General features: G+C 45.8%; 11 protein-coding genes. All 11 read left to right on the top strand.

Annotation, left to right across the window (positions count from 1 at the left end):
• Nucleotides 1-63: 63 nt before the first annotated feature.
• The 11 genes from cpsG to neuC all read left to right on the top strand — a co-directional run bounded on the left by cpsG (nucleotide 64) and on the right by neuC (nucleotide 13,832).
• The gene (cpsG, locus tag BZK41_RS06040; RefSeq protein ID WP_079937538.1) at nucleotides 64-1,434 is read left to right on the top strand and encodes a colanic acid biosynthesis phosphomannomutase CpsG; all 1,371 of its coding nucleotides are present in this window, start codon (nucleotides 64-66) and stop codon (nucleotides 1,432-1,434) included.
• Between the two features lie 54 nt (nucleotides 1,435-1,488).
• On the top strand, nucleotides 1,489-2,883 hold the full coding sequence (gene wcaJ / locus BZK41_RS06035; RefSeq protein WP_079937537.1) for an undecaprenyl-phosphate glucose phosphotransferase: 1,395 nt from the start codon (nucleotides 1,489-1,491) through the stop codon (nucleotides 2,881-2,883).
• 1 nt (nucleotide 2,884) lies between these two features.
• The gene (gene wzxC / locus BZK41_RS06030; protein WP_079937536.1) at nucleotides 2,885-4,363 is read left to right on the top strand and encodes a colanic acid undecaprenyl disphosphate flippase WzxC; all 1,479 of its coding nucleotides are present in this window, start codon (nucleotides 2,885-2,887) and stop codon (nucleotides 4,361-4,363) included.
• Nucleotides 4,364-4,386: 23 nt separating this feature from the next.
• Entirely contained in the window at nucleotides 4,387-5,667 is a 1,281-nt protein-coding gene (wcaK, locus tag BZK41_RS06025) for a colanic acid biosynthesis pyruvyl transferase WcaK (RefSeq protein ID WP_079937535.1), read from the top strand.
• Complete coding sequence (gene wcaL / locus BZK41_RS06020) at nucleotides 5,664-6,884, top strand: colanic acid biosynthesis glycosyltransferase WcaL (RefSeq protein WP_079937534.1); 1,221 nt, start codon at nucleotides 5,664-5,666, stop codon at nucleotides 6,882-6,884. Before wcaK ends, wcaL begins: the two co-directional genes overlap by 4 nt.
• 11 nt (nucleotides 6,885-6,895) lie before the next feature.
• Nucleotides 6,896-8,290: a colanic acid biosynthesis protein WcaM gene (gene wcaM / locus BZK41_RS06015; RefSeq protein WP_079937533.1), complete on the top strand. Its 1,395-nt coding sequence runs from the start codon at nucleotides 6,896-6,898 to the stop codon at nucleotides 8,288-8,290.
• Nucleotides 8,291-8,455: 165 nt separating this feature from the next.
• A complete protein-coding gene (gene galF / locus BZK41_RS06005) occupies nucleotides 8,456-9,349 on the top strand; it encodes a GalU regulator GalF (protein ID WP_079937532.1) in 894 nt (297 codons plus the stop codon).
• Between the two features lie 390 nt (nucleotides 9,350-9,739).
• Nucleotides 9,740-10,360 carry a NeuD/PglB/VioB family sugar acetyltransferase gene (locus BZK41_RS06000; RefSeq protein WP_079937715.1) on the top strand — a complete coding sequence of 207 codons (621 nt, stop codon included), beginning with the start codon at nucleotides 9,740-9,742 and terminating at the stop codon, nucleotides 10,358-10,360.
• Nucleotides 10,361-10,365: 5 nt separating this feature from the next.
• Nucleotides 10,366-11,406: an N-acetylneuraminate synthase gene (gene neuB, locus BZK41_RS05995; RefSeq protein ID WP_079937531.1), complete on the top strand. Its 1,041-nt coding sequence runs from the start codon at nucleotides 10,366-10,368 to the stop codon at nucleotides 11,404-11,406.
• A 3-nt stretch (nucleotides 11,407-11,409) separates the two neighbouring features.
• Nucleotides 11,410-12,675: a GDSL-type esterase/lipase family protein gene (locus BZK41_RS05990; RefSeq protein WP_079937530.1), complete on the top strand. Its 1,266-nt coding sequence runs from the start codon at nucleotides 11,410-11,412 to the stop codon at nucleotides 12,673-12,675.
• Nucleotides 12,672-13,832 (top strand): UDP-N-acetylglucosamine 2-epimerase, encoded by a 1,161-nt coding sequence (gene neuC, locus BZK41_RS05985; RefSeq protein WP_079937529.1) that lies wholly within the window; start codon nucleotides 12,672-12,674, stop codon nucleotides 13,830-13,832. The genes BZK41_RS05990 and neuC overlap by 4 nt, the downstream gene beginning before the upstream one ends.
• Nucleotides 13,833-13,884 lie beyond the last annotated feature (52 nt).

Here is a 13,884-nt window from a genome sequence, read left to right as displayed (position 1 = left end):
TTAACACTCATTAAAAGGCTCATTAAGAGTCAGGGCCTCCTGTTGCCTGAAGAAGGGTAAATCATGACGAAATTAACCTGTTTCAAAGCCTACGATATTCGCGGCAGGCTGGGCGAAGAGCTGAATGAAGATATCGCGTGGCGTATCGGCCGCGCTTACGGTGAGTTACTGAAGCCAAAAACGATTGTCCTTGGCGGCGATGTGCGCCTGACCAGCGAGACGCTGAAGCTGGCGCTGGCGAAAGGACTACAGGATGCGGGGGTGGATGTGCTGGATATCGGCATGTCGGGCACCGAAGAGATTTACTTCGCCACCTTCCACCTGGGCATTGATGGCGGTATTGAAGTGACCGCCAGCCATAATCCGATGGATTACAACGGCATGAAGCTGGTGCGGGAAGGGGCACGGCCCATCAGCGGTGATACTGGTCTGCGCGACGTGCAGCGCCTGGCGGAAGCCAATGACTTCCCGGCGGTTGATGAGACAAAACGTGGTCGCTACCAGCGCATTACTACCCGCGATGCCTACATTGACCACCTGCTGGGTTACATCAGTTCCGCCAACCTGAAACCGATGAAGCTGGTGCTTAATTCCGGCAACGGTGCGGCAGGTCCGGTGGTTGATGCCATTGAGGCCCGTTTTAAGGCGCTGGGCGTGCCGGTCGAGTTTATCAAAATTCACAACACGCCGGATGGCAACTTCCCCAATGGTATTCCCAATCCTCTGCTGCCGGAATGCCGGGCCGACACCCACAATGCGGTCATTGAACACGGCGCGGATATGGGGATTGCCTTCGACGGTGATTTTGACCGCTGCTTCCTGTTCGATGAAAAAGGTCAGTTCATTGAGGGCTACTACATTGTCGGCCTGCTGGCGGAGGCGTTTCTGGAAAAGAACCCTGGGGCGAAAATTATCCACGACCCGCGCCTGTCCTGGAACACCGTGGATGTGGTGACGGCGGCAGGCGGTAAACCGGTGATGTCAAAAACCGGGCATGCCTTTATCAAAGAGCGGATGCGCCACGAAGATGCCATTTATGGCGGCGAAATGAGCGCGCACCACTATTTCCGTGATTTTGCCTACTGCGACAGTGGAATGATCCCGTGGCTGCTGGTGGCGGAACTGCTGTGTCTGAAAGGGCAGTCGCTGAGCGAACTGGTCCGCGACCGGATGGTGGCCTACCCGGCGAGTGGTGAAATAAACAGTACGCTGGCAGAGCCGGCGGCAGCGATTGCGCGCGTGGAGCAGCATTTTTCCCGTGAGGCGCTGTCGGTGGACAGAACGGACGGTATCAGCATGTCGTTTGTCGACTGGCGCTTCAATTTACGCTCTTCCAATACCGAACCGGTGGTGCGCCTGAACGTGGAATCGCGCGGAGATATTACGTTGATGGAAGCGCGAACGCGCACTCTTCTGGCGTTACTGAATCAGTAATGCCGGTGCTTCCTTTGCCCGATTCTGGGCAAAGGGTGACTAACAGGAACCACGATGACACATCTAAAGAAGCGCGAGCGCGCCAAAACCAATGCGTCGTTAATTTCGATGGTGCAACGCTTTTCAGATATCACCATCATGTTTGGCGGGTTGTGGGTAATCTGCGAATTAAGCGGTTTGCCTTTCCTGTACATGCACCTGCTGGTGGCGTTGATCACGCTGGTCGTTTTTCAGATGCTCGGTGGCATAACGGATTTTTATCGCTCCTGGCGCGGTGTCAAAATTTCCACCGAGCTGGTGCTGTTGCTGCAAAACTGGACGCTGAGTCTGATTTTTTGCGCAGGTCTGATCGCCTTTAATAACGATTTTGATAACCGTCTCGCCGTCTGGCTGGCGTGGTATCTGCTATCCAGCGTTGGCCTGGTGTTGAGTCGTTCGTTTATTCGCTACGGCGCGGGATGGCTGCGCAATCGCGGGTACAACACTCGTCGGGTGGCGGTGGCAGGTGAGCTGCCAGCCGGACAAATGCTACTGGACAGTTTTCGCCATGAACCATGGCTGGGGTTTGAAGTTGCGGGGGTCTATCACGATCCTATCCCTGGAAAAAACTCCCGCGACTGGGCCGGTAATCTGCAACAACTGGTGGACGACGCCAAATCCTCACGCATTCACAACGTCTATATCGCCATGTCGATGAGCGATGGCGCCAGCGTCAAAAAACTGGTGCGCGAGCTGGCCGACACCACCTGTTCAGTGATCCTTATTCCTGATGTCTTTACCTTCAACATTTTGCATTCACGAATTGAGGAGATGAACGGCATACCGGTGGTGCCGCTGTATGACACGCCGCTCTCGGGGATTAATCGTCTGTTAAAGCGCGCGGAAGATATCGTGCTGGCTTCACTGATCCTGCTGCTTATTTCTCCGGTGCTGTGTGGCATAGCGCTACTGGTAAAACTGACCTCCAAAGGACCGGTGATTTTCCGCCAGACCCGCTATGGCATGGACGGCAAACCGATCAAAGTCTGGAAGTTTCGTTCGATGAATGTGATGGAAAACGACACGGTGGTGACGCAGGCGACGCAAAACGATCCTCGCGTTACCCCTGTGGGGAATTTCCTGCGGCGGACGTCGCTCGATGAACTGCCACAGTTTATTAACGTGCTGACCGGAGGCATGTCTATTGTCGGGCCGCGCCCGCATGCGGTGGCGCATAACGAACAGTACCGCCAGCTGATCGAGGGTTACATGTTACGCCACAAGGTGAAACCGGGGATTACCGGCTGGGCGCAAATCAACGGCTGGCGCGGTGAAACCGATACGCTGGAAAAAATGGAAAAACGTGTGGAATTTGACCTCGAATACATCCGCGAGTGGAGCGTGTGGTTCGATATCAAAATTGTTTTTCTGACGGTATTCAAAGGCTTTGTCAACAAAGCGGCGTATTAACATGAGTTTACGAGAAAAAACGCTTAACGGCGCAAAGTGGTCGGCGATGGCCACGGTGATCATCATTGGTCTGGGGCTTATCCAGATGACCGTACTGGCGCGGATTATTGATAACCACCAGTTCGGGTTGTTAACCGTGGCGCTGGTGATCATCGCGCTGGCCGATACGCTGTCTGACTTTGGTATCGCCAACTCAATTATTCAGCGCAAAGAGATTGGCTATCTTGAACTGACCACGCTGTACTGGCTCAACGTTGGGCTGGGTATCGTGGTATGCGTGGCGATGTTTCTGCTGAACGAGACGATTGCCCATGTGCTCAATAACCCAGAACTGGCACCGCTCATCAAAACCTTATCACTGGCGTTTGTGGTGATACCGCACGGGCAGCAGTTTCGCGCGCTGATGCAAAAAGAGCTGGCCTTCAACAAAATTGGCATGATTGAAACCAGTTCGGTGCTGGCCGGTTTTACTTTTACCGTAGTCAGCGCCCATTTCTGGCCGCTCGCGCTGACGGCCATTCTCGGGTATCTGGTGAACAGTACGTTACGTACGCTGCTGTTCGGCTATTTTGGTCGCCGGATTTACCGTCCGGGGCTGCATTTTTCGCTGGCATCGGTTTCGTCGAATCTGCGTTTTGGTGCGTGGCTGACGGCAGACAGCATCATCAATTACATCAATACCAACCTTTCCACGCTGGTTTTAGCCCGCACGTTGGGAGCTGGCGTGGCGGGCGGGTTCAATCTCGCCTGGAATGTGGCGGTTGTCCCCCCGATCAAACTGAACCCGATTATCACCCGCGTGCTGTTTCCGGCGTTTGCCAAAATCCAGGACGACAGCGAAAAGCTACGGGTGAATTTTTACAAGCTGCTGTCGGTGGTTGGGATTATCAACTTCCCGGCGCTACTGGGATTGATGGTGGTGTCCAACAACGTGGTGCCACTGGTGTTTGGCGAGAAGTGGAACGGTATTATCCCCATCCTGCAATTGCTGTGCATTGTTGGGCTGCTGCGCTCGGTGGGGAACCCGATCGGTTCACTGCTGATGGCGAAGGCGCGGGTCGATATCAGTTTCAAATTCAATGTATTCAAAACTTTTCTGTTTATTCCGGCCATTTTCATCGGTGGGCATCTGGCGGGGGCGATTGGCGTGACGCTGGGCTTTTTGTTGGTCCAGGTGATTAACACCGTCCTCAGTTACTTCGTGATGATCAAGCCTGTTCTTGGCCCCAGCTACCGCCAGTACATGCTCAGTCTTTGGCTGCCGCTGTATCTCTCCTTGCCAACCCTTGTGGTGAGTTATGCGTTGGGCGTAATGCTGCATGGCCAGCTGTCGTTGGGCGTGTTGTTGGGGAGCCAGATAGCGGCAGGGGCGCTGGCGTTTGCACTAATGATAGTGCTGTCTCGCCATCCGCTGGTGGTGGAAATAAAACGCCAGCTCTGTCGCAGTGAAAAAATGAAAACCTTGCTTCGTGCAGGATAAGAACAACGCTTTAAGAGGTCGTAATGAAACTATTAATTTTGGGCAACCATACCTGTGGGAATCGAGGGGATAGCGCGATCCTGCGCGGTTTGCTGGATGCCATTAACGCGTTGCGTCCCGAGACTGAAGTGGATGTTATGAGCCGCTACCCGGTGAGCTCTTCGTGGTTGCTGAACCGCCCGGTGATGGGCGATCCGCTGTATTCGCAGATGAAGCAACACAACAACGCCGCGGGTGTTATGGGGCGTGTGAAGAAAGTGCTGCGTCGTCGCTATCAGCATCAGGTACTACTCTCGCGTGTTACCGACTCCGGTAATCTGCGCAATATCGCTATCGCCCAGGGATTTACCGATTTTGTTCGTTTATTGTCGCGTTATGACGCCATCATCCAGGTAGGTGGATCGTTCTTTGTCGATCTGTATGGTGTGCCGCAGTTTGAACATGCGTTGTGTTCGTTTATGGCGAAAAAACCGCTGTACATGATTGGTCACAGCGTGGGGCCATTCCAGGATGAGCAGTTTAATCAACTGGCGAACTACGTGTTTGGTCACTGTAATGCGCTGATTTTGCGTGAATCCGTCAGTCTGGATCTGATGAAGCGCAGCGCAATTACCACGGATAAAGTCGAAACCGGCGTGGATACGGCCTGGCTGGTCGACAATCATCATGAGGATTTTGAACCAGGTTATGCGGTACAGCACTGGTTAGACATGGCGGCTAAACAGAAGACCATTGCCATTACATTGCGCGAGCTGGCTCCTTTTGATAAGCGTCTGGGGACAACGCAGCAGGCCTATGAGCAAGCCTTTGCCGGAGTAGTGAACCGCATCCTTGATGAAGGTTATCAGGTGATTGCACTGTCAACCTGCACCGGTATTGATAGTTACAACAAAGATGACCGCATGGTGGCGTTAAACCTGCGCCAGCATGTTAATGACCCGGCCCGATATCACGTGGTGATGGATGAACTTAACGATCTGGAGATGGGGAAGATTCTGGCTGCCTGCGATCTGACGGTGGGGACTCGCTTGCACTCTGCCATCATCTCGATGAATTTTATGACGCCTGCCATCGCCATTAACTACGAGCATAAATCGGCAGGAATTATGCAACAACTGGGGTTGCCGGAGATGGCTGTCGATATTCGCCATCTGCTCGAAGGCAGTCTGGAAGGAAAGGTCGCCGATACCCTCGGACAGTTACCTGATCTGAACGTACGGCTTGGGGACGCTGTGACACGCGAACGCGAACGCGGGGTACGCATGGTGCAGTCGGTTTTAACGCGTATTGAGGGGGAAAAATGAAGATTGGCTTTTTCCTGCTTAAATTTCCGCTCTCCTCCGAGACATTTGTACTTAATCAGATAACCGCATTCATCGATATGGGCTACGACGTGGAGATTGTCGCTTTACAGAAGGGCGATCTTGAAAATACGCATACCTCATTTAATACCTACCGGCTGGGTGAAAAAACGCGCTGGTTGCTGAATGAACCGGAAAGCAAACTGGCGAAACTGAAATATAGGGCAGCGGCGGCTCTGCACGGTATTACCCGCGCAGCGACCTGGAAAGCGCTTAATGTTGCACGCTATGGCGAGGAGGCGCGCAATCTGATTTTAGCGGCCATTTGCGGCGGGAATCCGCAGGTGTTTGAAGCAGATGTCTTTATTGCTCATTTTGGGCCAGCAGGCGTAACGGCCGCCAAACTGCGTGAGATTGGAATGATCCGCGGAAAAATCGCCACGGTATTTCACGGAGTCGATGTTTCGCATCGGGATGTGCTTGCCCGCTATACCCCTGAGTATCAGCAGCTGTTTCAACGTGGAGATTTGATGTTACCCATCAGCAATCTCTGGGCCGGACGTTTAAAAAATATGGGATGTCCGCCGCAAAAAATCGCGGTTTCGCGTATGGGTATCGACATGACACGTTTCACCCCACGTCAACTTAAAGCCCCAGCTGCACCACTGGAAATTATCTCTGTCGCCAGGCTAACCGAGAAAAAAGGACTGCACGTCGCCATCGAAGCCTGTCGTCAGTTAAAAGAGCAGGGCGTTTCATTTCGTTATTGCATTCTGGGTATCGGCCCTTGGGAGCGTCGTTTACGTACGCTGATCGAGCAATATCAGCTTGATGATGTGATTGAGATGCCTGGCTTTAAGCCCAGTCATCAGGTAAAGGAGATGCTTGAGCAGGCGGATGTATTTTTACTGCCGTCGATCACCGGAAGAGACGGCGATATGGAGGGGATCCCGGTGGCGCTGATGGAGGCGATGGCGGTAGGTATACCGGTAATTTCTACCGTTCACAGCGGGATCCCGGAGCTGGTCGAATCGGGCAAGTCTGGCTGGCTGGCACCGGAAAATGACGCGCAGGCACTGGCAGAGCGTTTAGCGGCATTCAGCCTGCTCGACAGTGAGCAGGTACAGCCGATTGTGCAGTGCGCGCGCGAAAAAATTGAAACTGAATTTAATCAGTTAGCAATCAATAAACAGTTAGCCAGCCTGCTGCAAACGATGTAAATCGAGGTCGTATGTCAGAGAATAAATACTCACGCCGTACTTTTCTGACGGCAGGCTCTGCGCTTGTCGTACTGCATACTCCCGTTGTCCGGGCGCTTGAATCATCGGGCAGCGTCAACATTCAGGATTACAACCCAAAGGATTGGGTCGCTTCTTTCCGGCAGGCGTTCAAAGAAGGACAAACGGTAGTCGTACCAAATGGGCTGGAATGCAAGGATCTCAATACCGCTATCGTTATTCCGCCTGGCAAAACGCTACACCTGCAAGGGCGAATCAGCGGTAATGGCCGTGGTCGCTTTGTTCTGCAGGATGGATGTAAGGTGATGGGTGAGCAGGGCGGGAGCCTGAGGAACGTTACACTCGATGTGCGCGGTTCGGACTGCGTAATAAAAGGGATTGCCATGAGTGGTTTCGGGCCAGTGACGCAAGTCTATATCGGCGGCAAAACACCGAGGCTGATGCGCAATCTGGTTATCGATGATATTACCGTCACGCGCGCTAACTATGGGATCCTGCGTCAGGGCTTTCATAATCGGATGGATGGCGTAAAGATTACAAACTGCCGTTTTAGCGATCTACAGGGAGATGCCATTGAGTGGAATGTGGCAATCAACGACAGCAACATCCTCATTTCTGATCATGTCATTGAACGTATTAACTGTACCAACGGCAACGTGAACTGGGGCATCGGCATAGGCCTGGCGGGCAGTACCTATGACAATACCTATCCCGATGACCTGGCGGTAAAAAACTTTGTGGTGGCGAATATCACTGGTAGCGACTGTCGACAGCTAGTGCATGTGGAGAACGGCAAGCACTTTATTATTCGTAATATCACCGCGAAAAACATCACTCCAGATTATAGTAAGAAAGCGGGCATTGATAATGCTACGGTCGCTATTTATGGTTGTGATAATTTCGTGATTGATAATATTAATATGGAAAATAGCGCAGGTATGCTCATTGGCTACGGTGTTATTAAAGGACGATATTTATCCATCCCGCAGAACTTTAAGTTAAATAATATCCATCTGGATAACACGAAACTTGAATATAAATTACGCGGCATTCAGATCTCATCAGGTAATGCAACGTCGTTCGTGGCCATCACCAACGTGGAGATGAAGCGAGCCACGCTTGAATTGCACAACCAACCGCAGCACCTTTTTTTACGTAACATCAAGGTGATGCAGCAATCCGCAACAGGACCCGCGCTCAGGATGCACTTCGATCTGCGCCAGGACGTACGCGGCAAGTTTATGGCCAGGCAGGACACACTACTCTCACTGTCCAACGTACATGCAGTAAACGAAATTGGTCAAAGTTCAGTTGACATCGACCGGGTAAACCATCAGATGGTGAATGTCGAAGCGGTGAATTTTCGACTGCCGGGGCAGGGGAGGTAACTTTGCGACCATTCCTGGCAAAAGTTGTACCCGCCTGGGATTAAGATTACTGCATTCCGCAGTTAAGCGGCGTAACATACGCGGCATCGGAGTAATGTAATTCATACTGGCTAAAACAAGCTAAAAAGCTATAATTCAGCAACAATTGAATAGGTGAATGACTTAATGATTAATTTGAAAGCAGTTATTCCGGTAGCAGGTCTGGGGATGCACATGTTGCCTGCCACGAAGGCAATCCCTAAAGAGATGCTGCCGATCGTAGACAAGCCGATGATTCAATACATTGTCGACGAGATTGTAGCTGCCGGTATCAAAGAAATCGTTCTGGTGACTCATGCGTCTAAGAACGCGGTTGAGAACCACTTCGACACCTCTTACGAACTCGAATCACTCCTTGAGCAGCGTGTTAAGCGCCAGCTTTTAGCCGAGGTGCAGTCTATCTGTCCTCCTGGCGTGACTATTATGAACGTTCGTCAGGCTCAGTTACTGGGTCTGGGTCATTCCATTCTTTGTGCTCGCCCGATTGTTGGGGATAACCCGTTTGTCGTCGTATTGCCTGACGTCGTTCTGGATACAGCGAGTGCGGACCCGTTACGTTATAACCTGGCTGCCATGGTTGCCCGTTTTAATGAAACCGGGCGCAGTCAGGTGCTGGCTAAACGCATGGATGGCGATCTGTCCGAATACTCTGTTATTCAGACCAAAGAGCCTTTGGACAACGAAGGCAAAGTCAGCCGTATCGTTGAATTCATTGAAAAACCCGATCAGCCACAAACGCTTGATTCCGATCTGATGGCCGTAGGGCGCTACGTGCTTTCTGCTGATATCTGGGCTGAGTTGGAAAAAACTGCTCCAGGTGCCTGGGGACGTATTCAGCTGACTGATGCTATTGCAGAGTTGGCTAAAAAACAGTCTGTTGATGCCATGCTGATAACCGGCGACAGCTACGACTGTGGTAAAAAGATGGGCTATATGCAGGCATTCGTTAAATATGGTCTGCGTAACCTGAAGGAAGGACCGAAGTTCCGTAAGAGCATTGAGAAGTTGCTTAGCGAGTAGAGATTTACAGGTCTTTGTGACGGTAAGCTAGAAAAAATAGCGGCAGCTAACATCCCAGCTTCTATGCTTTAAGCAATGGAATGTTACTGCCGTTTTTTTATGAAAAATGACCAATAACAACAAGTTAACCTACCAAGTTTAATCTGCTTTTTGTTGGATTTTTTCTTGTTTCTGGTCGCATTTGGTAAGACAATTAGCGTTTGAGTTTAAGATTACTTTGCTATCGCAGGCGGGGCTGGATACATCTTTGGCGTATTGTTAGGTAGTGCTCTGGTAGCTGTAAGGCCAGGGGCGGTAGCGTGCATTTTTGAAATGCCCATATATTATCGTTACCAACAATATAAGTAACAAAGGTGGAATTATCTTACCAAACCATTAAATGGTATGAATATGAAGCAAAAATTAATAATTATTGGCGCTGGTGGTTTTGCTAAGACTGTAATTGATAGTTTGGATCATAAAAAATACGAAATCAAAGGTTTCATTGATACGTTTAAAACAGGTGAGCATCAAGGATACCCTATTTTAGGTGATGCTTTTAATGTCATAGATAAACCTAACCAATACGTTTACTTCATTGCGATCGGTGATCCTGATTACAGAGCCTTATGGATGAAGTTAATAGAAGAAATGCAACTTACAACAATCAATGTAATTGATAGAACATCTATAATTTCTGAGCGTTCCAGGCTTGGTACCTGTATTTATGTAGGGAAAATGGCCATCATTAACTGTGATTCAGAACTAGAAGATGGTGTAGTGGTAAACACGAGAGCATTAGTAGAACATGGGAATTATATATCATATTGTACAAATATCTCCACTAATGTTGTTCTAAATGGCGATGTTTTCGTTGGGAATAAATCCTTTATAGGAAGTTGTACCGTTGTTAATGGGCAACTCAAAATAGGTAGTTCGTCAATTATTGGTTCTGGATCTGTAGTTATTCGTGATATTCCTGACAATGTAGTAGTGGCTGGAGCCCCTACAAAATTTATTAGAACAAGGTGATTTTTATGTCGAAGATTTATATTGTTGCTGAAATTGGGTGTAATCATAACGGAGATTTCAAGTTAGCTAAGAAAATGGTTGAAGAAGCAAAATCAGCTGGGGTTGATGCTGTGAAATTCCAAACATTTAAAGCTGATCAACTTATCTCAAAGTATGCCCCTAAGGCCGAATATCAAATCAAAGTTACAGGAAATGAAGAATCTCAATTAGATATGACTCGTAAGTTAGAGTTACCATATGAAGAATTTGTGAAACTGGAAGAATATGCAAAAGAACTTGGCTTAGATGTATTCTCAACACCATTTGATTTTGATTCGATCGATTTTCTTGCATCCAGAAATCAAAAGGTTTGGAAGATTCCATCAGGTGAATTATTGAACTTACCGTATTTAGAAAAAATTGCCAGATTACCAATCGAAGATAAAAAGATCGTACTGTCAACAGGAATGGCAACAGTTGATGAGATCAATTTGGCATTAAAAGTTTTTACTGATAATGGCATTGTTCCTGAAAATATAACAATATTGCATTGTAATACAGAATATCCAACTCCTTTTGAAGATGTAAACTTGAATACGATTTCTGGATTCAAGAACATTTTCAGTAAATACAATGTTGGATTTTCTGATCATTCACCCGGTTATTTTGCTGGTATTGCATCAGTGCCTTACGGTATCACTTTTATTGAAAAACACTTTACACTGGATAAAAATTTTGAAGGTCCAGATCATAAAGCTTCCGTAACACCAGAAGAACTTAAATTACTATGCGAGGGTATACGTGCAGTAGAAGCCTCGCTTGGCAGTTATGATAAATTGGTAACGAATTCAGAACGGAAAAATAAAATAGTAGCCCGTAAATCAATTGTCGCTAAATGTGTAATAAAAAAAGGTGACGTATTTACAACGGAAAATATCACGACAAAGCGACCAGGAAACGGAATTAGCCCAATGCATTGGTATGAAGTATTAGGGAAAATAGCTGAAAAGGATTTTGATGAGGATCAACTAATTGAACACTCTGAATTTAGTGAACAAGAGGTCTAAGTTGTGTCATTAAAAAAAATTGCCATAATTCCTGCTCGGTCTGGCTCTAAGGGATTGCCTAGTAAAAATATACTAATGCTCTTGGATCGTCCCTTAATTGCTTATACTATCGAAGCAGCCATTAATTCAGATATATTTGATAAGGTTATTGTTTCAACCGATTCGTTAGAATATAAAAACATTGCAGAGAAATATGGTGCGGAAGTAATATTGCGTACAGAGGAATTAGCATCAGATTCGGCTACCTCCTTTATGGTAATTCAAGATGTGCTTGATAAATGTAAGGGTTATGATTATTTTGTACTTTTACAACCAACATCTCCATTCCGTAATTATAAGCATATCAAGAACGCTGTTAAACAATTTGAAAATAATAATGATGCGAAATTTTTAGTATCTGTAGTAGAAAGTAATAAAAGTTCAGCATTAATTAAACCGATTGATGATTCATTATCATTGAAGAACTTTGACGCTGATTTCAGCAACTATCGTAGACAAAATAAAAAAGAATATTTCCCAAACGGTGCAATTTTTATTGGTTACGTATCTGATTATTTAAGGAAAAAACATTTCTTTGGTGCTGACAGTATTGCCTATATCATGAATAAAGAAGATTCTATTGATATAGATGACCAATTGGATTTTGAAATGGCAATTCTTATTCAAACCAAAAGAAATAAAAAAATAATACTAGACAATGCCATAATCAAACGTATTTCTGATAAAAAGGATTTATTTAATAAAGCTTATCCGATTACACTGATTGGACATTCAATTTTTGACTATTGGGAGCTTAATAATATATCTGGAATGAGGGTTAACAATCTAGGAATTGCTGGCATTGATAGCGAAAGATATTATAAATATATAATGGAAAAAGACATACTCACAAATATTGGTAAGTATGTATTATTAATTTCAGGAACAAATGATATTGTTATCGATGGTTGGAATCCAGAATATACTATAACATGGACGAAAAAACTGATCGATAGAATTAAATCTATAAACCCAAATGTTACTATATTCCTACTTGCAGTGCCGCCTGTTCTTGGAAGAATAGATAGGAATAATAATACCATAAAAAAATTAAACTCAGCAATGATGGAATATTTTAGCAAACTAGATAATGTTATTTGGACGCCTTTATCGCCATCTTTTTATGATGGATTTGGCAATCTGAATAAAGAATATACTTATGATGGTTTGCATTTCACATTACAAGCATACAAACAGTTAGAAAATGATATTTCGAGTGTCTTAAAATGAAAAAAAAATTGCTCTATGTTACTGGCTCAAGAGCCGAATATGGTATTATGAAACGACTTTTAAAAAGTCTGAAAGATGATAATGATATTGATTTATCTATTATTGCCACAGGAATGCATTGCGATTCAAAATATGGTTATACATATAAAACCATCGAGAAAGATGGTTTTATAATTGAAAAATTAATTGATTTAGAGTTAAATAATAAAACAAATGCCGATATATTGAAATCTATGTCAATATGCCAGCAAAAATTTGGTGAGCATTTCCAGGAGAATAAATATGATGCTGTCATTATATTAGGGGACCGATACGAAATATTCTCAGTAGCAGTAGCTGCTGCTATGCATAACCTACCTATTATTCATCTTCATGGCGGTGAGAAGACGTTAGGTAACTATGATGAATTTATCCGACATTCAATAACGAAAATGAGCCGCCTGCATCTAGTGTCAACAGAAGAATATCGAAAAAGAGTTATTCAACTTGGTGAAGATCCTCATTTCGTATTTAATGTTGGTGCATTAGGTGCAGAAAATAGTTTCTTACTTGACCTACCAAAAAAAAATGAATTAGAGAAGAAATTAGGTAAACTGGATCGCAAATATTTTGTTGTGGTTTTCCATCCAGAGACATTGTCAAACTCATCCGTTGAAAGTCAATTCTCTGAGCTTTTAAGTGCACTAGAATATTTTAGAAAAGAATACGATTTTATCTTTATTGGTTCTAATTCTGATACAGGTGCACACAAAATAAAAGAAATGACAGATGTTTTTTGCCAACGCCATGGATGTCGTTACCTGGTATCAGTAACACCTGAAGAATATCTTGCACTAAATAAATATTCCATAGGTTTAATTGGAAATTCCTCATCGGGTTTAATTGAAATACCTAGCCTTAAAGTTCCAACAATAAATATTGGCGATCGTCAGAAAGGGCGTATTCGAGGAGAAAGTGTTGTCGATACTCTTTGTCAAAGAGAAGATATCCGTGAAGCAATTTTAAAGGTAACCGAAAATAGTTTTATTAGTAACTTGGAAAATTCTAAAAACCCATATTTTATGGAAAACGTTAAAGATAGAATTATAAAAATAATAAAAGAATTTATATCAAATGATCTTGCTAAGTTAGGCTTCAAAGAATTTTATGATTTGTAAGTTCGAGGGAGCTATCTATTTAGAAAACTCTAATTTTAATGTTGTATCAACT

It is taken from the genome of Citrobacter sp. A316 (assembly GCF_002042945.1).
Lineage (GTDB): Bacteria > Pseudomonadota > Gammaproteobacteria > Enterobacterales > Enterobacteriaceae > Citrobacter > Citrobacter portucalensis.
This window is presented reverse-complemented; position numbering and strand designations above follow the sequence as displayed.